This window comes from Malaciobacter sp. (genome assembly GCF_055140965.1).
Genome location: NZ_JBSRRO010000007.1, coordinates 23,302 through 48,535, shown reverse-complemented (window position 1 = coordinate 48,535; position 25,234 = coordinate 23,302). Strand labels below are relative to the sequence as shown.

The 25,234-nt window shown below is 28.5% G+C and carries 22 protein-coding genes; 4 read left to right on the top strand and 18 right to left on the bottom strand.

From position 1 onward, the window contains the following. Positions 1-7: 7 nt before the first annotated feature. The 17 genes from ACTCCZ_RS03700 to ACTCCZ_RS03620 all read right to left on the bottom strand — a co-directional run bounded on the left by ACTCCZ_RS03700 (position 8) and on the right by ACTCCZ_RS03620 (position 19,570). Positions 8-586 (bottom strand): hypothetical protein, encoded by a 579-nt coding sequence (locus tag ACTCCZ_RS03700; protein WP_079578128.1) that lies wholly within the window; start codon positions 584-586, stop codon positions 8-10. A 74-nt stretch (positions 587-660) separates the two neighbouring features. Continuing rightward, positions 661-1,347, bottom strand: a complete 687-nt coding sequence (locus ACTCCZ_RS03695) for a response regulator transcription factor (RefSeq protein WP_079578127.1) — start codon at positions 1,345-1,347, stop codon at positions 661-663. After that, the gene (locus ACTCCZ_RS03690; RefSeq protein WP_079578126.1) at positions 1,344-3,362 is read right to left on the bottom strand and encodes an ATP-binding protein; all 2,019 of its coding nucleotides are present in this window, start codon (positions 3,360-3,362) and stop codon (positions 1,344-1,346) included. The genes ACTCCZ_RS03695 and ACTCCZ_RS03690 overlap by 4 nt, the downstream gene beginning before the upstream one ends. A gap of 9 nt (positions 3,363-3,371) precedes the next feature. Beyond that, a complete protein-coding gene (locus tag ACTCCZ_RS03685) occupies positions 3,372-4,268 on the bottom strand; it encodes an NAD(P)H-dependent glycerol-3-phosphate dehydrogenase (RefSeq protein ID WP_079578125.1) in 897 nt (298 codons plus the stop codon). Next, on the bottom strand, positions 4,268-5,695 hold the full coding sequence (gene gatB / locus ACTCCZ_RS03680) for an Asp-tRNA(Asn)/Glu-tRNA(Gln) amidotransferase subunit GatB (protein ID WP_079578124.1): 1,428 nt from the start codon (positions 5,693-5,695) through the stop codon (positions 4,268-4,270). Before gatB ends, ACTCCZ_RS03685 begins: the two co-directional genes overlap by 1 nt. 10 nt (positions 5,696-5,705) lie before the next feature. Next, on the bottom strand, positions 5,706-6,530 hold the full coding sequence (locus ACTCCZ_RS03675) for a peptidylprolyl isomerase (protein ID WP_079578123.1): 825 nt from the start codon (positions 6,528-6,530) through the stop codon (positions 5,706-5,708). An 88-nt stretch (positions 6,531-6,618) separates the two neighbouring features. Continuing rightward, positions 6,619-9,456, bottom strand: a complete 2,838-nt coding sequence (locus tag ACTCCZ_RS03670) for an FAD-binding and (Fe-S)-binding domain-containing protein (protein WP_079578122.1) — start codon at positions 9,454-9,456, stop codon at positions 6,619-6,621. 214 nt (positions 9,457-9,670) lie between these two features. After that, a complete protein-coding gene (locus ACTCCZ_RS03665; protein ID WP_079578121.1) occupies positions 9,671-11,044 on the bottom strand; it encodes a TRAP transporter large permease in 1,374 nt (457 codons plus the stop codon). After that, positions 11,044-11,622: a TRAP transporter small permease subunit gene (locus tag ACTCCZ_RS03660; protein ID WP_079578120.1), complete on the bottom strand. Its 579-nt coding sequence runs from the start codon at positions 11,620-11,622 to the stop codon at positions 11,044-11,046. Before ACTCCZ_RS03660 ends, ACTCCZ_RS03665 begins: the two co-directional genes overlap by 1 nt. Before the next feature lie 152 nt (positions 11,623-11,774). After that, complete coding sequence (locus ACTCCZ_RS03655; protein ID WP_079578119.1) at positions 11,775-12,842, bottom strand: TRAP transporter substrate-binding protein; 1,068 nt, start codon at positions 12,840-12,842, stop codon at positions 11,775-11,777. An 88-nt stretch (positions 12,843-12,930) separates the two neighbouring features. Next, on the bottom strand, positions 12,931-13,575 hold the full coding sequence (locus ACTCCZ_RS03650) for a response regulator transcription factor (RefSeq protein ID WP_079578118.1): 645 nt from the start codon (positions 13,573-13,575) through the stop codon (positions 12,931-12,933). 3 nt (positions 13,576-13,578) lie between these two features. Further along, positions 13,579-15,771 carry an ABC transporter substrate binding protein gene (locus ACTCCZ_RS03645; protein ID WP_079578117.1) on the bottom strand — a complete coding sequence of 731 codons (2,193 nt, stop codon included), beginning with the start codon at positions 15,769-15,771 and terminating at the stop codon, positions 13,579-13,581. A gap of 30 nt (positions 15,772-15,801) precedes the next feature. Next, positions 15,802-16,386 carry a LutC/YkgG family protein gene (locus ACTCCZ_RS03640; protein ID WP_079578116.1) on the bottom strand — a complete coding sequence of 195 codons (585 nt, stop codon included), beginning with the start codon at positions 16,384-16,386 and terminating at the stop codon, positions 15,802-15,804. Continuing rightward, positions 16,376-17,752, bottom strand: coding sequence for a lactate utilization protein B (locus tag ACTCCZ_RS03635; RefSeq protein ID WP_079578115.1), 1,377 nt, complete (start codon positions 17,750-17,752; stop codon positions 16,376-16,378). Before ACTCCZ_RS03635 ends, ACTCCZ_RS03640 begins: the two co-directional genes overlap by 11 nt. Next, entirely contained in the window at positions 17,745-18,491 is a 747-nt protein-coding gene (locus ACTCCZ_RS03630) for a (Fe-S)-binding protein (RefSeq protein WP_079578114.1), read from the bottom strand. Before ACTCCZ_RS03630 ends, ACTCCZ_RS03635 begins: the two co-directional genes overlap by 8 nt. A gap of 81 nt (positions 18,492-18,572) precedes the next feature. Next, entirely contained in the window at positions 18,573-19,136 is a 564-nt protein-coding gene (locus ACTCCZ_RS03625; protein ID WP_079578113.1) for a class I SAM-dependent methyltransferase, read from the bottom strand. Then, a complete protein-coding gene (locus ACTCCZ_RS03620; protein ID WP_079578112.1) occupies positions 19,127-19,570 on the bottom strand; it encodes a deoxycytidylate deaminase in 444 nt (147 codons plus the stop codon). The genes ACTCCZ_RS03625 and ACTCCZ_RS03620 overlap by 10 nt, the downstream gene beginning before the upstream one ends. Before the next feature lie 77 nt (positions 19,571-19,647). Between ACTCCZ_RS03620 and accB the strand changes: the two genes are divergently transcribed. The 3 genes from accB to ACTCCZ_RS03605 all read left to right on the top strand — a co-directional run bounded on the left by accB (position 19,648) and on the right by ACTCCZ_RS03605 (position 23,148). Then, on the top strand, positions 19,648-20,112 hold the full coding sequence (gene accB, locus ACTCCZ_RS03615; RefSeq protein WP_079578111.1) for an acetyl-CoA carboxylase biotin carboxyl carrier protein: 465 nt from the start codon (positions 19,648-19,650) through the stop codon (positions 20,110-20,112). Between the two features lie 12 nt (positions 20,113-20,124). Next, positions 20,125-21,465 carry an acetyl-CoA carboxylase biotin carboxylase subunit gene (locus tag ACTCCZ_RS03610; protein WP_079578110.1) on the top strand — a complete coding sequence of 447 codons (1,341 nt, stop codon included), beginning with the start codon at positions 20,125-20,127 and terminating at the stop codon, positions 21,463-21,465. A gap of 219 nt (positions 21,466-21,684) precedes the next feature. Then, positions 21,685-23,148, top strand: coding sequence for a DEAD/DEAH box helicase (locus ACTCCZ_RS03605; RefSeq protein ID WP_079578109.1), 1,464 nt, complete (start codon positions 21,685-21,687; stop codon positions 23,146-23,148). Between the two features lie 23 nt (positions 23,149-23,171). On the opposite strand, the gene ACTCCZ_RS03600 is transcribed toward ACTCCZ_RS03605, so the two are convergent. After that, the gene (locus ACTCCZ_RS03600) at positions 23,172-23,390 is read right to left on the bottom strand and encodes a hypothetical protein (RefSeq protein WP_079578108.1); all 219 of its coding nucleotides are present in this window, start codon (positions 23,388-23,390) and stop codon (positions 23,172-23,174) included. A gap of 259 nt (positions 23,391-23,649) precedes the next feature. Between ACTCCZ_RS03600 and ACTCCZ_RS03595 the strand changes: the two genes are divergently transcribed. Beyond that, positions 23,650-25,230, top strand: coding sequence for an inorganic phosphate transporter (locus tag ACTCCZ_RS03595; RefSeq protein ID WP_079578107.1), 1,581 nt, complete (start codon positions 23,650-23,652; stop codon positions 25,228-25,230). Positions 25,231-25,234: the final 4 nt, after the last annotated feature.

Genomic DNA, 25,234 nt, shown 5'->3' with positions numbered 1-25,234 from the left:
GCTCTCCTTATTTTCCATGTTTTTGAACAAATTTTACAACAAACTGCATATCTTCATCTGTTAAACCAGCTCTTGGTTTCATAGAGTTAATAATACTTGGCCATTGATTTACTGTATAGTGCTCTAATTCAGGTGCAGCATGACACGCTCCACATCTATTAGTAAATAGTTCTTTCCCTTTTGCATAAATACTATCAATATCTTTACTTAAAGACTCTTTTTTTACCCAAAATGTATAAGATACATTTTTCCATACAGTATCATATGTATCAGTTTTTTCTCCTAGAATTTGTGGTTTTATAGTTTTATTATCATCAAGTACTAAATAAAAAATTCTTTTCCCTACATCTTTAAAAAGTACATTTTCAAAACCATAAGCAGCCCAACCACTTACTTTAACTTTTTTAAAGTTACCTTTTTCATTTAAAACTTCTACTGGTGTAGCTGTGTCAATTTTCCCAACCTCTTTTTTTGCATTTGGAGTTAAAAATACTTGCCCATCATTTTTCAAATAAGCATTTTGCCCTGCAAAAAGTAGTGAATTTGAAAAAATTAAACCAATTAAGATTAAGCTTCTCTTTTTCATAGTTTTTCCTTAATTTTTTTACTTAAAGTTATTGTATAAGTAAAGTGTGAATAAACTATGAACTTTTTGTTAATTTAGATTTTAAGTAAGTATCCAATACCTTGGATATTTTCAATAAGTTCTTGATAAGTTTTTTTACGAAGTTTTTTTATATATGCTCTAATAACCTCTTGAGTAGCGCCTTTTTCTTGCCATACAAAGTTTTCAATCATCTCATATGTTACAACATGCGTTTTATTATGAACTAATACTTCTAAGAGTTTTTTCTCTAACTTTGTTAATGAAATTAATTCTTCTTTATAAAATAGTTCTTTATTTTTTACTGAATACGAGAAGCCCTCACCCAATTCAATTATCTCTTCATTAATATTTTGTTGTCCCATAACCATTTGAATAGTTGTTAGTAGTTGTTTTTTCTCAAAAGGTTTTTTAAGTAAAAAACTATTTGTTAGATTTATTGCATCAAGTATATTTTCATCTGTGTCATATGCAGTTAAAAAAATTACAGGAATAGTTGAGTTATATTCTCTCATTTTTTTCAACATCTTAAGCCCACTCATTTTTTGCATATTTATATCAGAAAGTATTAAATCAATATCATGTGAAAGAAACTTTTCTAGACCCTCTGCCCCATCTTTTGCTTCAATTATACTATTTACATATTTATAAATGGAACGCTGAATTATAAACCTTAAATCCTCTTCATCTTCAACAAGTAAGACTTTTGTGCTTTTTAGAATATTTTCAAGTTTTCTAATCATCTACTTTCCTTTAATTCAATTACAAAAGAAGTTGGATTTTTATTGCTTTCAAGAAAAATCTTTCCATCCATTTTATCTTCTATTAAAAGTTTACATAAATGCAAGCCTGTTCCTGTACCCTTATCACCTTTTGTTGTAAATGAAGAGTTAAAAATATCTGTTATTTTTGATGAATCCACTCCATTTCCATTATCTTCAAATCTTATTATGATACTATTATCATGTTTTTCTAAATAAATAGAGATTTGTGCTTTGTCAAAGTCACTATCATTAATCTTTTCTACAAGCGCATCTTTTGAATTAGATATTAAATTCAATATTACTTGCTTTAAATATGTTGGATAACCATAAATTTTATAGTTATACTCTTTATTATAGTAAAATTTTATGGAAATTGAGTTCATTTTAATCAAAGCTGAACTAATATTTATTATTTCATCTATTGTTTGGACTAAATCAAACTCTTTTTGCTTTAATTGCTCTTTATAAAAACTTCTAAAAGCATCCATAGTTTCACTCATAAGTTCTATATTTGTTCTAGAACGAGAGATATACTCTTCTATGTCTTCAAAATCTTTTTCTTGAATCTTTTCATCAATATTGTTTATTAGAAGAAGTAGTGAACTTAAAGGCTGTTTCCATTGATGTGAAATTGCGCTAACCATTTCTCCTAAAGCAATCATCTTACTATTTTGTATAAATATCTTCTCTTGTTTTAGTTTATTTTTTTCTATTAATCTTTCATTTGTAATATTATTTACTGTTACAATAATTCCCTCAAAATAACGATTTGCTTTTAACAAAGGTGTAACTTGAAAATTATAGATTTGTTCATCACCGATTTTATAAGTTGCTATATTTTGAGGGTTTTGTTTTGCTAAATTAAAAAAGTGTGTATCTTTATCAAAATAGTTTTTCTGCCCTATTTTATGTGGTATTTGCAAAATATTTTTTTCATATAAAGATTTATTTGCAAGAAAGAATATCTTTTCATAAAACTTGTTTACAAAAACAATACGCCCCTCTTTATCTGTCATCAAAACTCCCCAACTAGAGCTTTTTGCAAATAGCTCCAACAAGTTTTTATTTCTTAATAGTTTTCTTTGCATAGAAGATAGATAAATTACTACCAATATTCCAACAAGCATCAAAAATGCTGCAATTAATAGATTTTTAAATAATTCATTATTTATATTCTCAAAAATCTTTTTTTCACTTAATACTGTTATAAATATCCAATCACTATTTTCTAAAGAGTCATAAGTAAATATATAATTCTCACCTTCTATTTTATATATATTCACGCCTGATGAGTTTTGTGAGAAATCCTTGCTTATTTGTTTTAAAAACTTTTCATCAATATTAAAACTAAATTTTTTAGGTTGTAATACAACATCACCATCTTTTGTCATCATAAATGCAAAACCCTCTTTTACAGGTAGTAAAGATAAGATATCATGTCTAAAATCATCGATTTTTATATCACTTGATAATACAGCATATAGTTTGTCATTTACAAATAGTGGTGTTGCAATTGAGATAACATTTGAGTCTAAATCTGAATCTAAATATGGCTTTGTAACAACTATTGATTTTGCTTGTTCTACTTGCTTATACCATTTTCTTTTTGTTACTTTATACCAACTTGGTGCTATCCAATTTATACCTGTGATAAAATAATCATCATAATAACCTATATATACACTTCTAAAATCTCCATTTAATATAGCTAAAGCTAAAGTCTCTTTTATAAGAGTATAATCTTTGATTCTATCTTTTTTCTTTATATAGTTTGCAGTTGATTTTATAATTCTTTTTTTCTGTAGAAGTTTTTCATCGATTTTTGATTTATAAGCTTTTACAAGTTTTATTTGATTTTGGGTAGTTGAGTTTAATAAAAACTCTTTATTGCTAGTATAGTTTGAGTAAACTATATAAATATACACACATAAACTTATTATAAATAAAAAGACTAATGCCAAATATTTTTTAGTGTATAATTTTACATTACTCATTATTACTCTTTAATCTTTTAATAAATCTTTTAAACTATCCTTTGGATTTTTACCCTCTAATATAGAATAAACTTCATTTGCTATTGGTGTATAAATTTTATGTTTTTTATTTAAAGAGTTGATTGCATAAGAAGTTTTAACGCCCTCTGCTACTTCTCCTAATTCTTTAAGTATTTCATCAAGTGTTTTATTATTTGCAAGTCCAAGCCCTACTCTAAAATTACGACTTAACTCACTACTAGCAGTTAAAAAAAGATCCCCTGCACCACTTAATCCAATAAATGTTTCCATTTTTGCACCAAAATGGCTACCAAATCTTTGCATTTCTACTAAGCCTCTTGAGATTAATGAAACCCTTGCATTATTTCCAAGATTCATTCCCTCACATATTCCACTTGCAATTGCAAGTACATTTTTATAAGCACCACATATCTCTGCACCTATTACATCATCACTATAATATGTTTTAATAAAATCAGGAAAAAACTTTTCAAATTCATTGAAAATTTCTTTATTTAAACTATTTAAAACAAGTGCACATGGTAAGCCTTTTATTACCTCTGCTGCAAATGAGGGTCCTGAAATAAAACCTAAGTTTTCACTAGGAATAAACTCTTCATATATTTCATTTAGAAACTTTCCTGTACTAGCTTCAATACCTTTTGAAGCTACAAGTATTTTTTGGCCTTTAAACTCAAAATGTTCATCTAACCATTGTCTAATCTGTTGTGCAGGAATAGCTATTATAAGATACTGGCAACTCAGAGCTGTATTTAAATCTACAAAATTATTTATATCTCTTTTTGTTCTTGAAGTAATATAACACTTTTGTTTTTGACTAAGGGCAAAATGAAGAGCTTGTCCCCACTTCCCTGCTCCTATTACTGCTACTGAGTTTTTTTCCATTATGATAATCTTTGTTTTAAAAGTTCATTTACTTTTTGTGGATTTGCACTACCTTTAGATGCTTTCATTGTTTGACCAACAAAAAATCCAAATAGTTTATCTTTTCCACTTTTATATTGTTCTACTTTATCTTCATTAGCTGCAAGTATTCCATCAATTATTTCAAGTATTGCTCCATCATCTGATACTTGTTTTAATCCAAGTTCATCAATAACTGAATCTACTTGCATCTCAGGTTTTTGCATTAAATAATCAAGTACTTCTTTAGCAGCTTTTCCAGAGATTGTTCCATCTTCAATTCTTTTTACAATAGTAGCTAGAGTTTTTGCTTGTACAGGAGAGTTTTCAAGTGTAACACCCTCACTAAATCTTGCAGGTAACTCTACTGTTAACCATGTTGCAGCATTTTTACCACTGATTTTTTCTTTCATCATTTCATCAAAGAAATTTGCAGTTTCCAATGAAGCTGTAATAACAGAAGCATCATACTCTTTTATTCCAAACTCATTTACAAATCTTGCTTTTTTCTCATCTGGAAGTTCAGGAATTTGTGAATACTTTTCCATCATTTCATCTGTAATAATAACAGGTAAAAGATCTGGATCTGGGAAATATCTATAATCAGCCGCATCTTCTTTACCTCTCATAGATCTAGTTTCACCTTTTTCTGGATCAAATAGTCTTGTTTCTTGAACTACTTCTTTCTCATAAAAACCATCTTCCCAAGCTTCAATTTGTCTTTGAACTTCATATTTAATTGCTTTTTCTATAAACTTAAATGAGTTCATATTTTTAATTTCACATCTTGTATAAAGCTTATCATCACCTTTTGGTCTAATAGATACATTTACATCACATCTAAAACTTCCCTCTTGCATATTAGCATCACTAATACCCAAATATCTTACAATTGAGTGAAGCTTTTTAAGGTATAAAATTGCCTCTTCAGAGCTTCTCATATCAGGTTCTGAAACTATCTCAAGAAGAGGTGTCCCAGCTCTATTTAAATCCACATGAGAAACATCTCCTGCATGGATATTTTTTCCTGCATCATTCTCTAGGTGAGCTCTTGTAACTCCTATTTTTTTGTTTGTTCCATCTTCAAAGTCAATTACAAGTTCTCCAAGTCCTACAACAGGTACTTCAAACTGAGAGATTTGATAACCACTTGGTAAATCTGGATAAAAATAGTTTTTTCTATTAAAAATTGATTTTTTATTTATTTGTGATTTTAGTGCAGTTCCTAACATAATAGCTTTATGAACTGCTTCTTTATTTAATACAGGAAGTGCTCCTGGAAGTCCTAAACAAGTAGGACAAACATTTGTATTTGGTTCTTCACCAAAACTTGTTGCACAAGAACAAAATAGTTTACTATTTGTATTTAACTGAACATGTACTTCTAATCCTATAATAACTTCAAACATCTATTTCCTTTTATCTTACAACTTTTATATTAGCAGTTAGTTTTAATTTCTCAAAATACTCTTTTAAGAAGTTTTGTTCTCTTTTTTGCATTAATACTGTAAAAATCTTATCTTTTACATCTTCAAAAGCTAAAGTATTAACACCTTTTTTTTGTGTAACCAATAAAGTAACATATTGTTCATCAGCTGTGATAATTGGTGTAAATTGATTTATTTTAGTATCATTTAAAAGAAATCTCATTTGTGAATTTAACTTCTCTTGATCAAGTGAAATATTACTTCTTGATACTTCATTATTTACAGTCATAGGATTATTTTGAATTTCTAATAACGCTTTCTTATTCTTTGAAGCATATTGAACCACATCAATCGTTTTTGCTGTAGTGAATTGATTTTTATTATTTTTATAATATATTTTCAAATCTTCTTGTGTAGCAATTTTTAGATTTCCTCTTACAAGTTGACCTATTAATTTCTCTCTTTGTATTCTTTTTCTTATTTCATCTTCATAAGCATCATAATTTTTATATTTTTGCTTAACAACTGATTTAAAAGTATATAAATCCATACCATTTGATGCTGCAATTTTTTCTAAATAGTTATTTACATCAAAAATATCTACACTGATATTTTTCTCTTGAAGTAATTGCTCATATAGCGCTTCATCTATTAAAGAACTAACTGCCTCTTTTTTACTAACTTTTGATTCAACCATTCGCTTATCAATATCATAAAGTGTAATTGGTTCATCATTAACAACTAACGCAACTGCATCAACTAAACCTGCAAAACTTATAGTTGTTGATAATAAAAGTGTACCTAATAGCTTTTTCATAATCTAATCCCTTTATCTTAAAAGTGATATTTTACCAAAAAAATAGTAAATATCACTTTTATGAAGAAATATTTAAGAAAATTACTTTTTATTTAGCCTTTGAGCACTTATTTATTAAGTAAAAAATTGAATTATAATCAATCCCTGAATATTCACTAAGTCCAATTTCACAAGTTTTTGAAGTTGAAAAGGCATATTTTGCATCTTTTACACTTTTTGGGAGGTTTCTTAATGCACTTTGATTTAATTCTGGATAACTAAAACCTCTATCTCCTGCAAATCCACAACATGTAACATCTGATGGAACTATAACTTTTGATGAACACATATTTGCAAGTTTAATAAACTTTTCATGTAATCCCATTTTTCTTGAAGAACAAGTTGTATGTATAGTAATTGCCTCATCAATTTTTTCAAGCTCTAATTTATCAACTAAATGTTCTAATGCAAACTCAATTGGTTCATATAAATCTAAATTTGAGTTAAAACTCTCCATCATTTTTTTAGTACAAGGACTAGTATCACAAAGAATTGGATATTCGCCATTATTACTAGCTTCATTTAATGCTTCTTCTAATTCATCTGATTTTATTTTTGCTTGTTTTGTAAAACCTTTTGATGAAAAAGGCATACCACAGCATAAATTATCAATTTGTTTTGGAAAAATAATTTCAAAACCTGCTTTTTGAAGTAGTTCTACTGTTGTATCAAAAAGTTCTTTTTCTTCTTTACTTGCACTACTTAATCCCATAGTTCTGTTAATACATGATGGAAAATATACAACTTTTAAACTATTTGCTTTTTGTTCAATTCTTGTATTTATTGAGATACCTTTTGGTAAATGTTCACTCCATCTTGGAATTTTATCACTTGATATTTTTCTAAGTCCTGATGTTAAGCCACTCATTAAACTTGTACCTAAAATAGAGTGTGTTAAATTTGCTGCTTTTAAACCAAACTTCATTCCTGTTAATGTAGCTGAAAAATTGTTTGTAATAACATTTGCAACTTTATTCTGAGTACTACTTACTTGCTCATGTCTTAAGTACTTTGTTAAACTTCCTGTATCAATTCCAACAGGACAGGCAGTTGAGCATAAGCTACATGTAGCACATGTTTCTATTCCATCATATTGATATAGTTGTTTTAACTCTTTTGCTTTTTTTATATTGTGTTCTTCATCTTCAAGTCTTGAAATTTCTCTATTTATAACTATTCTTTGTCTTGGAGTTAATGTTAAAACATTTGATGGGCATACAGGTTCACAAAAACCACACTCAATACATTTGTCAACTAGATCATTTGTTTTTGGAAGTGGTTTTAGATTTTTTATATGGGCTTTTTTATCCTCATTGATAATTACCCCTGGATTTAAAATATTATTTGGATCAAATAAGTTTTTAATTTTTTTCATCATTTCATAAGCTGTATTACCCCACTCTAATTCAACAAAAGCAGCCATATTTCTACCTGTACCATGCTCTGCTTTTAAACTTCCTTGATACTGTACAGCAACAAGTTGTGTAACATCATACATAAAATCATCATATCTTTGAATCTCTTCTTGTGTTGAAAAATCTTGAGTAAAAACAAAGTGTAAATTACCCTCTAAAGCATGCCCAAAAATTAAAGCTTCATTATAATTATGTTGCTTAAATAACTCTTGAAGTTTTAATGTCCCTTCTGCTAAGTGCTCAATAGGAAATGCAATATCTTCAATAATAACAGTTGTACCTATTTTTCTTACTGCTCCAACTGCGGGGAAAAGTCCTTTTCTAATCTTCCAATATTGAGTATACTCTTCAACATCTTTTGTAAAATAAAGCTCTTTTGCTAAAGAAAACTCTTTTAAACTATCTTCAATTTGCTTGATTTGAGTATCTAACTCTTTATCACTTTTTGCTCTTGTTTCAATTAATAAAGCTGTAACATTTTCATCAAACTCTTTTATATATGATGGCATCTTAGGATCATCTTCAATACTTGCAAGACCTGCTCTATCCATAAGTTCAACTGCATCAACACTTATTATATTTTTCTGTTTTTCAAGTTTTAATTTTGTTACTGCTTTACAGGCTTCATTTACATCTTTAAAATATACTAATGCACTTGCTTTATCTTTATAATCTTCAACTGTATAATATGTTACTTCTTTAATAAAAGCTAATGTTCCCTCACTTCCAATAATTAGATGTTGTAAAATCTCAAATTCATCTTCAAAATCAACAAGAGCATTTAAACTATATCCTGTTGTATTTTTCATTTTAAATTTTTTTCTAATTTTTGCACTTAATTCTTCATCATCTTTTACATTTTTTGCATACATTTTTAAACTTTGCAAAAACTCTTTATGAGTTTTTGCAAACTCTGCTTTACTATCTTCATTTCCTGTATCTAATTGTGTTCCATCACTAAAAACTAGTTTCATTGATTTTAATGTTTTGTATGAGTTTTGAGCAACACCACAGCACATTCCAGAAGCATTATTAGCAGCAATCCCACCAATCATTGCAGAATTAATACTAGCTGGATCTGGTCCAATTTTTTTACTAAAAGGTGCTAAAATATTATTTGCTTGTGCTCCTGTTAAAGAAGGTGATAATGACACATGTGATTTATCCTCAGCAATTTTAAAATCTGTCCAATTTCTTGAAGTAATAACTAAAATTGAATCACTAATTGCTTGTCCAGATAGTGAGGTACCAGCTGCTCTGAATGTAACACTTAATTTCATATTACAAGCTAATTGCAAAATATCTTTTACTTGTTTTGAGTTTTCAACTTTAATAACCAATTTAGGAATAAGTCTATAAAAAGAAGCATCTGTTCCATACGCTAAAGTATGTAAATCATCTGTATATATTATTTCTTGGGGTATTTTTTTTATTATTTGATTATAAAAATCTTGGTATTTTCCAGCTAACATTTGAAATCCTTAATTATATTTTATATTTTTATATGAAAATTAAGAAAATGCTATTCAAGCCTTGGTACAGTATATATTCTTTGTTGTGGGTCATCAATAAAGAAAAACATTTTATCACAACATTTTAAAATAAGATTTCTAATAAGTTTTACAATATCTTTTTTACTCATAATCTTTATCCTAATAGGTTTTAGAATAAGAGGATTCTCTTATTCTAAAGACTTGGATTTATTCCAAAAAACTCTGGGAATACAGCTAATAATCCTAAAACAATTATTTGAATTAGAATAAAAGGAAGTACACCTTTATATATTTGCATCGTGCTAACACTTGAGGGGACAACTCCTTTTAGATAAAAAAGAGAGAATCCAAATGGTGGTGTTAAAAATGATGTTTGTAAATTCATTGCTATTAGTATAGCAAACCAAACTGGATTTATATCTAAAGCAAGAGCAATTGGAACTAAAATTGGAACAATAATATATGAAATCTCAACAAAATCAATAAAAAATCCTAAGATTAAAATAGCAATCATTGTAAATAGAATAAATGTCCATTTTTGATCACCTGGTAAACTTAGCATAAAATGCTCAACAAGTTCATCTCCACCTGTGTAAGTAAATACCATAGAAAAAGCTGTTGCACCAATTAATATAGCAAATACCATTGATGTAATTTTAACTGATTCTAAAGCTGCTTCTTTTACCATACCAAGAGAAAAACTTTTATATAAAAAACTTAAAGCAATTGCACCTAAACATCCAACAGCTGATGATTCTGTAGGTGTTGCAACACCTGCAAAAATTGAACCTAAAACTAAGATTATTAATGTAAGTGAGGGAATAATATCAATCAATGCTCTTACTACTTGTTTTGATTTTTTTCCTCTACTTGGGTCTGCTGGAATTGCAGGAGCCATATCTTTTTTTACAAAAGCTACAATTAGTATAAAAAGAATATAAGAAGCAACCAAAGTAAGACCTGGCCAAATAGCAGCTTTAAATAAATCACCAACAGGAACTTGAAAAACATCTCCTAAGATAATCAATACAATTGATGGAGGAATTATTTGTCCTAAAGTACCAGAAGCACAAATCGTTCCTGTTGCTAATTCTGTATTATATTTATATTTTAGCATAACAGGAAGTGAAATAACTCCCATAGCAACAACAGATGCTCCAACAACACCAGTTGATGCTGCAAGTAATGACCCAACTAATACAGTTGAAATTGCAACTCCACCTCTAATCTCTCCAAATAAAAATCCCATAGATTCTAAAAGTCTTTCTGCAAGTCCTGTTTTTTGAAGAACAATTCCCATAAAAATAAACATTGGTACTGCCATTAAAATAGTATTATTCATAATAGACCATATTCTATGTGGCATAAAATCAAACATATACATGCCCTCTTTAATACCATCTATTATAATTGCAGTAATTCCCATACTAGCATCTGCATATGAATATATTTCAACAATTCCAGCAATTATTCCAAAAAATACTGAAACAGCACCAAAAGTAAAAGCAACAGGAAAACCAATCAACAGCATAAATAGTGCTGTAAAAAACATTATTATACCAATCATTATTTATCTCCTGTTTTTTTTGCTATCTCTTCTTTATATTTTTGAGCTTCATGGGCAATTGAATGGTCTTCATACTCATGTAAGCCTAAATATATATTCAAATTTCTAATAAAAAATCCCACTGATGTTATAATCAAAAGAGAAAAAGATATTGGAATCATAGCTTTGATTATCCATCTATGAGTTAATCCACCTGGATCACCTGAAATTTCATTGAATTCGTAAGCTTCTTGTGCAAAACCTATTGATGAAAAAATAACTAAAAGTGTAATAGGAAAAATAAAAGTTATTACTCCAATCATATTAATTATTGCTTTTTTCTTTGGCTTTAATCTATCATAAATCAAATCAACTCTTACATGTCCATCTTCTTTTAATGTATAAGAAACTCCAAATAGTATTACAACAGAAAAAAGATGCCACTCCATTTCTTGCATTGCAATATCACCTGTATTAAAAAGATACCTCATAATTGCATCATAAAATACATTTAATATCATAAGCACCAATATAATAGCAGTAAAGCCACCTATGATATTTGCAAACTTGTCAAAACCTCTCTCTAGTTTTAAAAGCATTATATTATCCTTTTTTACTCTCTCAAATGAGTTAAATAAATGTAAATTTTACACTTATTAAATTCATTGATTTCTTTAAATTTTATAACTCTTAAATTAAAAATACGTAGTTTAAAAAAACTACGTATTTTTCTTTGTGCCGTTTGTAAATCTTATAAGTTATCTTCTAAGTATTTATAATCAGCCATTTTTGTCCACTCTCTAGCTTTTTTTAGGTACTCTTTTTGAGATTTTAATACCTCTTTTATTAAAGGACTCTCTTTTGCTTTTTCTACAAGTAGTTCATCATTTGCTTTTTTCATTGCATTAATTACATTTTTTGGTAATGTTTTGATTTTCACATTTGGATAATCTGTTGCAATTTTTGACCAAGCAACTGCATTCATATGATAGTTTTGAATATACATATCATAAGCAGCAACTCTCATAGCAGTTATTAAGATTTTTTGTAAATCTTTTGGTAATCTTTTAAATTGTCTTTCATTTACTAAAAACTGTAACTCTGTTGCTGGTTCATGCCATCCAGTATAATAGTATGGAGCAATTTTATGAAATCCCATATTTACATCCATTGATGGACTCACCCACTCTAATGCATCAATAGTTCCTCTTTCTAAAGAAGTATAAAGCTCACCAGGAGCTATATTTGTTACAGTTACACCAAGTTTAGCTAAAACCTCTCCTGCAAAACCTGGAATTCTCATCTTAAGGCCTTTTAAATCATCAAGTGAGTTAATCTCTTTTCTAAACCATCCACCCATTTGATTTCCTGAGTTTCCTCCAGGGAATGATAATACTTTATGTCTTTTATATGCTTTTTGCATTAGCTCTAATCCACCACCATAATAAAACCATGCATATTGTTCAGGTGCTGTCATACCAAATGGCATTGTAGTAAATGGTAAAGTATTTATATCTTTACCCTTCCAATAATATGAAGCTGAATGACCCATTTCGTATTGACCACCTTTTACCATATCTAAAATACCTAAAGGCGCTTTATGCTTATTTGCTGCATCAACTCTAATATCTAATCTTCCATTAGACATCTCTTTTGCTAACTTTGCCATATTTGTTGGAGCATCAATAAATGGAGATAAAGTTGAACCCCAAGTAGTTGCCAATTTCCACTTGTAAACTTTATCTTTTGCAAATGCTGCTGTGCTTAGTCCCGCAACTAAAGCAGAAGCAACAAGTAATTTTGTTGTCGTTTTTAACATCTTTACATCCCCTTTTATGTTGTATTGACACAAATTGTAACTATATGATATGATAATAATATGATATTTTATAATTATTATGTAATTTTTATGTAGTTTTAAAGATATAACCCGTATCTACTACAGTCTCAATATATTTGTTTGAAAGTACTTTTCTTAGGCGTCTAATAAGACTTCGTATAGACTCTAAGGAAGCAAAACTTCCTTCCCAAACATAATTTTGTATTGTGTCATATGATAAAACTTGATTACGCTTTGTCAAAAATAGGTTCATCAAAAGTCTCTCTTTTTTTGTCAATCTTTGTTGTTGATTATTTAAATATACAACTGATGATTTATAATCAAAATAGCAGTTCTCATCAAAATATATTAAATCATTCTTTATCTTACAAAGTCTTTCAACTTTAATTTCAAGCTCATCTATAAAAAATGGTTTTTTTAAATAGTCACTACAGCCAAATTTATATGACTCTTTAATTACTTCTAATTCAATTGATGCACTAATAATTATAACTGGAACCTCATCATAAAACTCTCTAATTTTTTTAAGTATTTTTATTCCATCTATATTTGGTACATTAATATCTAAAATAAAACAGCTAAATCCTTCTGTTATATTATTATATGCTTCATTTCCATCTTCATATGAATCAACTTTATATCCTTTTAATTTCAATCTTTTACTAATTGTTTGATTTAGCTTTTTATTATCTTCTAGAAGTAATATATTCATATTCTAATCCTTTTTAAAAGGTACTTTGATTGTAAATACCACTTTATTATCTATATTCTTTACTTTTATCTTACCTTGCATTTTATCTTCAACAATTACTTTTGCCATATAAAGTCCTATTCCTGTTCCATCTTTTTTTGTAGTAAAGTATGGTTCAAATATTGAAGATATTATTTTTTCATCAATTTTTCCACCATCATCTATTATCTCTATTTTATTATACTGCTTTGACTTAGAGATATTTATAATAATATTTCCTTTAATATTTTCTTTCAATAAATTTTCAAGTATTTTTGTTTTTGCATTATTTATCAAATTTAATAATACTTGTTTAAACTCATTTTCATATCCATAAACAACTAAGTCTTCACCATCTATATAATTAAATGTCATATTTATATTTGAGTAAAATACCTGTTTTCCTATTATTTCATTTATTTCATCAAGGGCTTTTTTAATAGGAAAAGTTACTTTTTTAGTTGAGGGTTTTAAGAAATTTCTAAAATCATTTAGTGTTCTTGACATATATTTAATTTGAACCATTGAATCATTTACAAACTCTTCTACTTGACAATCTTTTAATTCATCTAACAAATATGAAGTTTGTATATCTTGTATTTGAGCAGACAGTTCAACTAATGGTTCATTCCATTGGTGAGCAATAGCTGCAACCATATCTCCCATTTCTGCTAATTTACTTTGCTGAATTAAAAACTGTTTTTGTTGTACTCTTTCTGTAATATCGTCCATTATACAAACTATTCCACCTATTCTTCCATCTATATTTTTATATACTGCTTTATTTAAAATGAAATATTTTATTTTTTGATTATTAAAATGAAGTGCCATTTCAGAAGTATCAGTTTTTAGGGTTTTTAAAAGTTTATCATCAATTTTTGTATTTTTAAGGGCAATATCATGGGGGAAAAAATCAAAAGCTGTTTTGCCAACTACACTATTTTTTGTTAATCCCATCAAGTTTGCAAAAGCTAAATTACAGCCTATAAATTTACCATCAACATTTTTATAATAGATTGCATTTGGAATGGTATCTAGTAATACTTTATCAAACTCTAATCTATTTGATAAATCCCTTTGAAGTTTTTTTCTTCTATTTATATTTGCTTTCATTAAAATAATCAATATTATAAAAAGAAGCATTGTTGCAATAGTTATATTAACAAGTATTTTATATTTTCTATAAAAAGAGAAAGGTTTATTTACAATAGTAAAATCATCAACATAGTTTTCTATTTTTATATTGAATTTTTTCAATTCATTAAAATCAAAAATATACTCATTTGGTGATTTTCTAAGTATTGGAATCTTTGTTATCTCTTTTCCATTTAAAACTTCTAAAACCATTTTAGAAACTGCATCACCTTGAGCTTGTGCTGAGGTTAAAAGTCCTCCAATTACTCCATAATTTAAATAAAAATCCCATAAACCATAAATTGGAACATGGGAAAAACTTTTTATATGCTCTAAACTCTCTTTATAAGTAAAAAACTTTCCCGTTTTATCTTTAAATAAAAGCACAAAAAGTAGTGCTGTATTATTGTTTGTATTAGATACATATTTTTTCAAATCATTCATTTGCATATCATCAATATACTCAACTTCAAATTTATTGTTGAATTTAGGAATTATTTTTTCTAAATCATCTTTCATAATAAGTCCTGTTTTTGACTTATCATTTAATATTATTAATTTATCTAATTTAGGATGTATTTTTGAGATTAACTCAAAATTCTTTTTTAAATCAACTTGCTCAATTACTCCACTTATATATTTTCTCATTCCATTTTTATCAATAAGTTTTTCATCAAAGTAGTTTATTCCACAAAATAAAATTGGTGTTTTTGGAAATAGTTTTTTTTGATACTCAACTAAAAACTCTAATGCAGAATTATCACTTGCAATTATTACATCAAATTTTCTATTTTTAAACTGCTCTTTATAAAGTTCATATAATTTTTGGAAATAGTTATCATTTGATACTTTTTTAGTATCCATGTATATTGTAGTTAGATTTATATTTGAGTATTTTTCAAAGTTTTTTTCAATTGCTTTTGAAATATCATCAGTCCACTTATAGCCTTTGTGATATGAGTGAAGTAATAAAACTTCTTTTGAGGGCTCTTGTGCAAATAGATATAGACCAAATAGTAGGCTTAAAACTAATATCTTTTTCAAAATATAATCCTTTAAGCCTATATTATATCATTATGAAATAAAAATTACATATCCTGACTTTGGTCCATGTGCTCCAATTACTAAAGATTGTTCAATATCAGCTGTTTTTGAAGGTCCACTTACAAATACTCCATAACCAGCTTTATCAAAAGATATTTTTTCATATGCTTCATGCATATTATTTAAAATATCCTCTTTTTTAACTACAATTACAATATTTTCAGAAATAAAATATAAGCCTCTATGTCTATTCTCTTCATTTTTTAACCAAACCGCACCATTTTCTGCAACTGCAAAATTTCCATTTACAACACACAATTCAATATCTTTTAAATTATGTATATCATCTTGGGCATTTGCATCAAATGTTGCCAAAGAAAACTCTTGCACATTTGTTGCAACTATTTTTGCTTCTGGATAAAGCTTTTTAATTGTTTCATCCAACTCTTCTTTTTTTATATCTAAAGCTTTCCCACCTACATTTTCAAGCATTTTTGAAAACATTAAAAATTTATCATCAAATGTAATTCCAAAATTATCATATGATGGTAAAGCTGTATCATTAACTACATTATTTTGTCTAATTTGTGATAGGATTTGCTCTTTACTTGTCATCTTCTAATCCTTTTTTATATAGCTCTTTGAAGCTATTTTTTGGCATTTGTGGTAAATCTCTTTGTTTTCCCCAAACATTTGCTTTATTATAAATAAATGATTTTGGAAGTATTGGAACTACTTTTCTTGCTACTTTTCCTGCAATATCAAATAAAGTTGGATGTGACATCAACCAAGATGTAGCTTTCATAGCAAACTTTTTCTTTGGATCTATAATATTTTGTGCTGTTAAATCTTGTCTATGATTATATAATTGTGAATCTAAATCAATTTTTACCGGACAAACATGAGAACAAGAACCACAAAGTGTACAAGCAAAAGATAGTGTTTTATGTTTTTTAGGATCTCTAAATGTTGCTAAAGTTGATCCAATTGGTCCTGGAATAACATACTCATAAGAGTGCCCTCCACTTCTTCTGTATATAGGACAAGTATTCATACATGCGCCACATCTAATACAGTTTAATGCTTTTTGATACTTTTGTGATTGTAAAAAAGGTGTTCTTTTATTATCAACAATTATAATATGCATTTGTCCACCCTCAACTGCTCCGGCAAAGTGTGATGTATATGAAGTAATTGCTTGACCTGTTGCACTTCTTGCAAGTAATCTTGTAAATACTCCTAAATCTTCTAATCTTGGAATAACTTTTTCAATTCCCATAGAAGCAATATGAAGCTTTGGTAAATTTGCACCCATATCTGCATTACCTTCATTTGTGCAAACAACTATTGCGCCTGTATTTGCAATTGCAAAATTAACTCCTGTTATTCCAGCATCTGCATCTAAAAACTTTTGTCTTAAATCAGCCCTTGCAGCTCTTGTTAAATAAGTAGGGTCATAATTTCCTTTTTGTGTTCCCATCTTTTCATGAAATGTATCAGAAACATCTTGCTTTTTTAAATGAATTGCAGGAAGTACGATATGTGATGGTGGCTCATTTCTTAATTGAACAATTCTCTCACCTAAGTCTGTATCAACTACTTCAAATCCTTTACTCTCTAAATAAGGATTTAAATGGCACTCTTCTGTTAACATAGATTTTGATTTTACAACTTTTTTAACACTATTTTGGCTTAAGATTTTTTCTACTATTTCATTATGCTCTTTTGCATCTTTTGCCCAATGAACAGTAATTCCTTTTGCAGTTGCATTTTTTTCAAACTCTAAAAGATATTTATCAAGATTTGCCATTGTATGAGTTTTTATACTATTTGCATGCTCTCTTAGTTGTTCCCATTCAGGAATAGTTTTAGTAGATGTATCTCTTTTTTCTCTTACAAACCATAATGCTTGGTCATGCCAATGCATTCTTTCATCATTTGCAACAAACTCTTTTGCATTTTGTGGGTGTTTATTACTCATATTTAACTCCTGCAAGTATTTCTACTATATGCATAACTTTAATATTTTCATTATCTCTATTAATTATTCCATCCATATGCATTAAACATGACATATCAGCTCCTGTTATTACTTTGGCATGAGAATCAAGATGATCTTTAATTCTATCTTTTCCCATAGCAACAGATATATCTTCTTCTGTTACACAAAAAGTTCCACCAAATCCACAGCACTCATCATCTCTTTTTAAACTTACAATTTCAATATCTTTTACTAAAGATAGAAGATTTTTCAATTTTGACTGATAAGGTATATTTAATTCACTAGCACTTCCAAGTTTAAGCATTCTATGCCCATGACATGAGTTGTGAATACCTACTTTATGAGGAAAACTCACATCAAATTTTTCAACTTTTAATATGTCATGTAAAAATTCACAAATTTCATATATTGAAGTTTTTACTTTATTATAATCACTACTATTTTCAAAAAATGGTGCATAATGCTCTTTTACCATTGAAACACATGAGCCACTTGGAGCAACAATATAATCATAATCTTTGAAATTTTCTACAAACTGTTTTGCTAGTGTTTCTACATCTTTAGAACATCCTGAATTAGCCATTGGCTGACCACAGCATGTTTGACTCATTGGGTAATCAACATCTAAGTTTTGATCTTTTAAAATTTTAAGTGTTGCCATACATATATCTGGATATAGCTCATTCATAAAACATGGGATAAATAATCCAATTTTCATGCAAACTCCTTTTAATTATGACAAATTTTACACTAGATATATGAAAAACTTATGATATTTTCTTTCTTTAAGACATCTATGCTATTTTTCAAGGTATATGGTACAATCATTGTGTAAATATGTATCTTCAAGCTCTATTTTAGTAGTAATTGTTTTACAAAAACTTAAAATCTCTTTTTGACTTACATAAGTAAAGCTAGACTCTTTCAAAAAATTAAAAACAAACCCTTTTTTACTTGAATCAAAACATTTTTGTATAAATATTTTCATATCTTCAAATTCCAATAAATTCATAGCTCCACTACATATATAATAATCAGCTTTTGGTAAATCATCTTTTAAAATATCAAGAAGTAAAAACTCATAATTTTTAAATCTTTTTTTACTTATTTGTACCATATGTTCTTCACAATCAATACCAGTATATTTTTTAAAATCTATTTTTTTGTTTTTTAAAAAGTTTAAATATTCTGCAAAACCACAACCTGTATCTAGTATAGTTGAGTTTTGCAAATCTTGTAAGTATTTTGTTAAAACTTCAAACCTTAAGTATTGGGAAAACTTTGAATTCCAGTGTACCCCTCTTGCTGTTATTCCATATTTTAAAGTTGATTTTTTATAAAAAGTATGATTATCTAGTCGCATTTAGCTATTTGTTCAATTATTACGCCATTATCTTTTATAAATTTTGTTACAACATCTGAGTTTGTATGTTCATATGCTTTATCATAAACTATTCTTTTAATACCACTTGCAATTAAATTTTTTGAACAATCTGCACAAGGCTCTAAAGTTACATAAATAGTGGCACTTTCAATGCTTATCCCATTTCTTGCTGCCCAAATTATTGCATTCATTTCTGCATGAATTTCATAAGTTCTTGACCATTCATGATGATCTTTTGTATATGCACCATCCCAATGTTCGCAACAATTTACATATCCTGCTGGTGTGCCATTATATCCTGTTGAAAGAATTCTTCCATCTTTTACTATTACTGCACCTACTTGTTTTGACACGCACTTAGATGCACTTGCTATTTCATGAGCTATATTTATAAAATTTCTATCACTTAACACTTAAACTCCATTGATTAAATTGGATTATAATCATTTTTTTGCTACATTATAGCAAAAATTAATAAAAAAGGTACGTCATGGATTTTAAAGAGATAAAAGAATTAATTAAAGTATTTGACAAAAGTGAACTTAATAAACTAAAAATAAAAGAGAGTGATTTTGAAATTTCAATGGGTAAAGGTTTTGATGGAACTGTTCAAGTTGCTTCTGCACCTATGGCACAACAAGTTGCTGCTCCTGCACCAAGTGTGAGTGCACCAGTTGAAACTTCTTGTACTACTGAAAAAAGTACTCAAACTTGCTCTGATACTATTAATTCACCAATGGTAGGAACATTTTATGCTGCACCATCTCCTGATTCTTCTGCATTTGTTAAGCCAGGAGATACAGTTAGAAAAGGTGATACTTTATGTATTTTAGAGGCAATGAAGATAATGAATGAAGTTGAGGCTGAGTGTGATTGTAAAATTTTAGAGGTATTAGTTAATGATGCTGATCCAGTAGAGTTTGATATGCCACTGTTTACAATTGAAAAATTATAAGAAAGAGCTAGTATGGCTGAAATAAAGAAAATTTTAATTGCAAATAGAGGCGAAATTGTTCAAAGAGCAATTAGAACAATTAGAGAAATGGGAAAAAAATCTGTTGTAATTTATAGTGCAGGGGATAAAAATGCATCTTACTTAAAGCACGCAGATGAAGCAGTTTGCATTGGTCCAGCAAGATCTAAAGAATCATATTTAAATATTCCTGCAATTATCACAGCTGCTGAGATGACTGGTTGTGATGCAATTTTCCCAGGTTATGGTTTCTTATCAGAAAATCAAGATTTTGTTGAAATTTGTAGGTTACATGGTATTAAATTTATTGGTCCATCTGTTGAAGTAATGGAAAAAATGGCTGATAAATCTAAAGCTAAAGATGAAATGGTAAGAGCAGGGGTTCCTGTTGTACCAGGAAGTAAAGGTGCTATTCATTCACTAGAAGAGGGTAAAAAAGTTGCAAAAGAGATAGGTTATCCTATCATGGCTAAAGCTGCTGCTGGTGGTGGTGGTAGAGGAATGAGACTTATAAATGAAGAGTCTGAATTTGATCAACTATTTATGGCAGCTTCATCAGAAGCACTTGCTGCCTTTGGTGATGGAACTATGTATTTAGAAAGATTTATCAACAACCCAAGACATATTGAGGTTCAAGTTGTTGGAGATTCTCATGGAAATGCAATTCATATTGGTGAAAGAGATTGTTCATTACAAAGAAGACACCAAAAAGTTATCGAAGAATCACCTGCTATTTTATTAAATGATGAAACAAGAAGACAACTGCATGAAGTTGCAGTAAAAGCTACAAAATACTTAGAGTATGAGGGTGCTGGAACATTTGAATTCTTAGCAGATGATAAACAAAACTTTTACTTTATGGAAATGAATACAAGACTTCAAGTAGAACATCCTGTTTCAGAAATGGTTTCTGGAATTGATATAGTTGAACTAATGATTAGAGTTGCAGAGGGTGAAAAAGTTCCTCCACAAGAAGAAGTTAAATTTAGAGGTCATGCAATTGAGTGTAGAATTACAGCAGAAGATCCTATTTCTTTCTTACCAAGTCCAGGAAAAGTAAAACAATGGATGGTTCCTGGTGGAAGAAATGTAAGAGTTGATTCTCACGTTTATACAAACTATGATGTTCCTCCATATTATGACTCAATGATTGGTAAACTAATTGTTTGGGGAAGAGATAGAGATAAAGCTATCAATATTATGAAAAGAGCATTAAATGAGTTTGAAGTTGAAGGTATTAAAACTACTATTCCATTTCATATGAAGATGATGCAAAACGAAGACTTTAAAAACAACAACTACGATACAAAATATTTAGAAAACTACAAAGGTTAAAAGTAGGGCATTAAGCCTTACTTTTACTTTAAAGCTTAAATTTATATAAATTTAGCTATAATCAGACAATTATACACAGTTATATACCTATTTTACTTTGATTTCAACTCAGAGATTTTAAATTATTGACATCCAATTATTTATCATAGATTTTTTTTAAAAAGAACAAAAAGAAGTTATATAAAGTGTATTTTAAATTCAAATATACGAAGGTAAGAAGTGACTTTTCAAGAGTTCAATTTCAAAACAAATTTACAAAAATCAATTGATGATGCAGGCTTTAAAGAGCCAAGTCCAATTCAAAAAGATGCAATTCCTGTTATTTTAGAAGGTAAAGACATAGTTGGTCAAGCCCACACAGGTACAGGAAAAACAGCAGCATTTGGACTACCAATTTTAAATATGATGAAATGTAATAAAGAAGTAGAAGCTGTAGTTATCGTTCCAACAAGAGAGCTTGCAATGCAAGTTTCAGATGAATTATTCAAGTTTGGAAAATATTTAGATATAAATACAGCAACAGTTTATGGTGGACAATCTTATAGCAGACAATTAAAGCATATTTCAAATGCATCAATTTTAGTTGCAACACCAGGAAGATTTTTAGACTTATTAAGAGATAAAAAAATCAATATTAAACCAAATTATGTAATCCTTGATGAAGCAGATGAGATGCTTGATATGGGGTTTTTAGATGATATTAAAGAGATCTTTACTTATATGCCAAAGCAAAGACAAACATTAATGTTTTCTGCAACTATGCCAAATGCAATTAAGCAATTAGCAAAAACAATTTTAAAAGAACCAGAGTTTGTTACAGTTACTACAAGTGAAATAACAAACTCAAAAATCAAACAAGCATTTTATGTTGTTGATGAGTATGAAAGAGATGATGCGCTTATTAGATTATATGATTATAAAAATCCTGAAAAATCAATCATTTTTTGTAGAACAAAAAAAGAAGTAGATAGACTTTCTACATTTTTAGTATCTCAAGGCTTTGGAGCTAAAGGTCTTCATGGAGATATGGAACAAAGACAAAGAGAAGAAGCAATTAATGCTTTTAAAAAAGGTAGACTTGATGTTTTAATTGCTACAGATGTAGCTGCTCGTGGACTTGATGTAAACGATGTAACTCATGTATTTAATTATCATTTACCTTTTGATTCTGAAAGCTATGTTCATAGAATTGGAAGAACAGGTCGTGCAGGTAAAGAGGGTGTTGCTGTTTCTATTGTAACTCCACATGAATTTAGAATGCTTCAAAAAATTCAAAAATCTACAGGTGGAAGATTAGAAGCTAAGACAATTCCAAATATCAAATCTGTAAAAGATAAAAAAACAAACTCTCTTGTTGAAAAAATCAAAGCACATGAAGTTGATGATTCAGCATTATTAATTATTGAAAACTTAAAAGAAGAGTATGATATCTCTACAATTGCATTTAAACTAGCTTCAATGCTTACTAGTGCGACTTCTGTAAAAGGAAGTAATACAATTGGAAAATCTCATAAAGATATTGAAAAATTAATTGAAAGTGCTGTTAGAAATAGCAGTAGAAATAATGATAAAAGAGGCGGACAAAGAAGAAGGGGTCCAAGAAGTGGAGGATTTAAAAATAATAGAAATAAATCTTCTAGCTCATCTTCATCATCATCTTCAAATAGAAGACGAAGAAGCTAAATAAATAAAGAAGATTTTCTTCTTTATTTATTTTTATAGTATTTCATTACAGCTCTTTTTGCTCTTTTATAAGCAGCTTTTGTATCTCTACCAAAACCTCTAAATACTCCATCTTTATTGAAAAACTCAACCATTTCAAGTTTACCTTTTTTAGTATCAACAACTCTAAAGATATTGAAATCTTGTTTCATTTCTTCAATTTTAGGAATATCGTTGTTTGTCAAAATTCTTATACTTAACATAACTACTCCTTTATGTATTTTATCTATATTTTATTGGCATTATATATATAAAATCTTAAAAAAACATTAATTGGTTATTTTATATTATTATTTAAAATAGAGTAAATTTTCAAATTATAAAAGAATAATATATAGACAACTTAAATATTATAAATATTTTATCCATATAATTTTTAAGCTTATTTAAAGGTTATGTAAAGAATTATCCATTACAATACTAAACAAATTAAATTACAAAATGGTTACATAAAGGGTTACATTGGACTTTGAAACTATCAATAAGATGGATAAAGCTACAGATAAGACACTTCCGGGCTTTGCTAAACTATCATTAGGACTTCTATTTATAGTTGTTGTCTTTTTATGGAGTTATACCTCACATGGTAATGTTCCAAATAATTCATTTTTGATTATTGGAGCTGTTTTTGGTGCTTATATGGCTATGAATATCGGTGCAAATGATGTTGCTAATAATGTAGGTCCTGCAGTTGGCTCAAAAGCAATAACAATGTTTTGGGCAATTGTAATTGCTGCAATTTTTGAAGCAGCAGGTGCATTAATTGCTGGTGGAGAAGTTGTAAAAACAATAAAAAAAGGAATTATTGATCCAGCTTTAATTTCTGATCCTGAAATATTTATTTGGGCAATGACAGCAGCACTACTATCAGCTGCACTTTGGTTAAACTTTGCAACTTCTGTTGGAGCTCCTGTTTCAACTACACACTCTATTGTTGGTGGAGTTATGGGAGCAGGAATAGCAGCAGCTGGTTTTGCCATAGTTTCTTGGGGAACCATGGCTAAAATTGCTGCTTCTTGGATAATATCCCCACTCTTTGGAGGAGTAGTTGCAGCACTATTCTTACTATTTATTAAAAAAAATATAATGTTTCAAAAAGATATGGTAACTTCTGCTAAAAAGTTTGTGCCTTATTTAATTGCCATTATGTCTTGGGCATTTTCTACATATTTAATTTTAAAGGGAATAAAACACTTAATAAAAGTTAATTTTTTAACAGCTACTTTAGTAGGATTAATAATAGCTATTATAGTATTTTTTCTAGTAAAACCACTAATTGAAAAATCTGCACAAAAAATTGAAAATACAAGAGTTGGAATTAACTCACTATTTACAATACCACTAATTTTCTCAGCCGCACTTTTATCTTTTGCTCATGGTGCAAATGATGTTGCAAATGCTATTGGACCACTAGCTGCTATAAATGATGCAATTATTAAATCAGCTGTTTCATCACAAGTTGGTATTCCTTTTTGGGTTATGGCTGTTGGTGCTTTAGGTATTGCCGTAGGCTTAGCCCTTTATGGACCAAGAATTATAAGAACTGTTGGCTCAGAAATTACAGAATTAGATCAAGTAAGAGCTTTCTCAATTGCAATGGCAGCAGCTATTACTGTTATTATAGCTAGTCAATTAGGTTTACCTGTATCTTCAACTCATATTGCAGTTGGTGGTGTATTTGGAGTAGGATTTTTAAGAGAATTCTTAGATTCAAGCGAATCTAAAATATTAAGTGATATTAGAAAAAAACTAAAAAAAGATAAAAAAATTCTTGATAAATATGAAGCAGAACTAATAAGTTTAGAAGAAAAAGATAAAAAAAGTAAATCTGAATATATTAGAGTTGTTGAACTTTATAAATTAATTGAAGAAAAAATAGAACAAGTAAGAATTGAAAAAAGAGATTTCAAAGCTAAAAAAAGAGTTAAGTATGTAAAAAGAGATGCAATTAAAAAAATTGTTGCTGCATGGATAATAACAGTACCAGCAGCAGCATTTTTATCTGCTTCAATATTTTTTATGATAAAAGGTATCATGTCGTAATTTA

Coding starts and splice junctions, on each gene's coding strand:
- ACTCCZ_RS03695 (WP_079578127.1), bottom strand. CDS start 1,347: ATGATTAGAAAACTTGAAAATATTCTAAAAAGCACAAAAGTCTTACTT.
- ACTCCZ_RS03640 (WP_079578116.1), bottom strand. CDS start 16,386: ATGACAAGTAAAGAGCAAATCCTATCACAAATTAGACAAAATAATGTA.
- ACTCCZ_RS03600 (WP_079578108.1), bottom strand. CDS start 23,390: ATGTTAAGTATAAGAATTTTGACAAACAACGATATTCCTAAAATTGAA.
- ACTCCZ_RS03685 (WP_079578125.1), bottom strand. CDS start 4,268: ATGGAAAAAAACTCAGTAGCAGTAATAGGAGCAGGGAAGTGGGGACAA.
- ACTCCZ_RS03675 (WP_079578123.1), bottom strand. CDS start 6,530: ATGAAAAAGCTATTAGGTACACTTTTATTATCAACAACTATAAGTTTT.
- ACTCCZ_RS03700 (WP_079578128.1), bottom strand. CDS start 586: ATGAAAAAGAGAAGCTTAATCTTAATTGGTTTAATTTTTTCAAATTCA.
- ACTCCZ_RS03660 (WP_079578120.1), bottom strand. CDS start 11,622: ATGCTTTTAAAACTAGAGAGAGGTTTTGACAAGTTTGCAAATATCATA.
- ACTCCZ_RS03610 (WP_079578110.1), top strand. CDS start 20,125: ATGGCTGAAATAAAGAAAATTTTAATTGCAAATAGAGGCGAAATTGTT.
- ACTCCZ_RS03625 (WP_079578113.1), bottom strand. CDS start 19,136: ATGCGACTAGATAATCATACTTTTTATAAAAAATCAACTTTAAAATAT.
- gatB (WP_079578124.1), bottom strand. CDS start 5,695: ATGTTTGAAGTTATTATAGGATTAGAAGTACATGTTCAGTTAAATACA.
- ACTCCZ_RS03635 (WP_079578115.1), bottom strand. CDS start 17,752: ATGAGTAATAAACACCCACAAAATGCAAAAGAGTTTGTTGCAAATGAT.
- ACTCCZ_RS03665 (WP_079578121.1), bottom strand. CDS start 11,044: ATGATTGGTATAATAATGTTTTTTACAGCACTATTTATGCTGTTGATT.
- ACTCCZ_RS03670 (WP_079578122.1), bottom strand. CDS start 9,456: ATGTTAGCTGGAAAATACCAAGATTTTTATAATCAAATAATAAAAAAA.
- ACTCCZ_RS03630 (WP_079578114.1), bottom strand. CDS start 18,491: ATGAAAATTGGATTATTTATCCCATGTTTTATGAATGAGCTATATCCA.
- ACTCCZ_RS03690 (WP_079578126.1), bottom strand. CDS start 3,362: ATGAGTAATGTAAAATTATACACTAAAAAATATTTGGCATTAGTCTTT.
- ACTCCZ_RS03650 (WP_079578118.1), bottom strand. CDS start 13,575: ATGAATATATTACTTCTAGAAGATAATAAAAAGCTAAATCAAACAATT.
- accB (WP_079578111.1), top strand. CDS start 19,648: ATGGATTTTAAAGAGATAAAAGAATTAATTAAAGTATTTGACAAAAGT.
- ACTCCZ_RS03655 (WP_079578119.1), bottom strand. CDS start 12,842: ATGTTAAAAACGACAACAAAATTACTTGTTGCTTCTGCTTTAGTTGCG.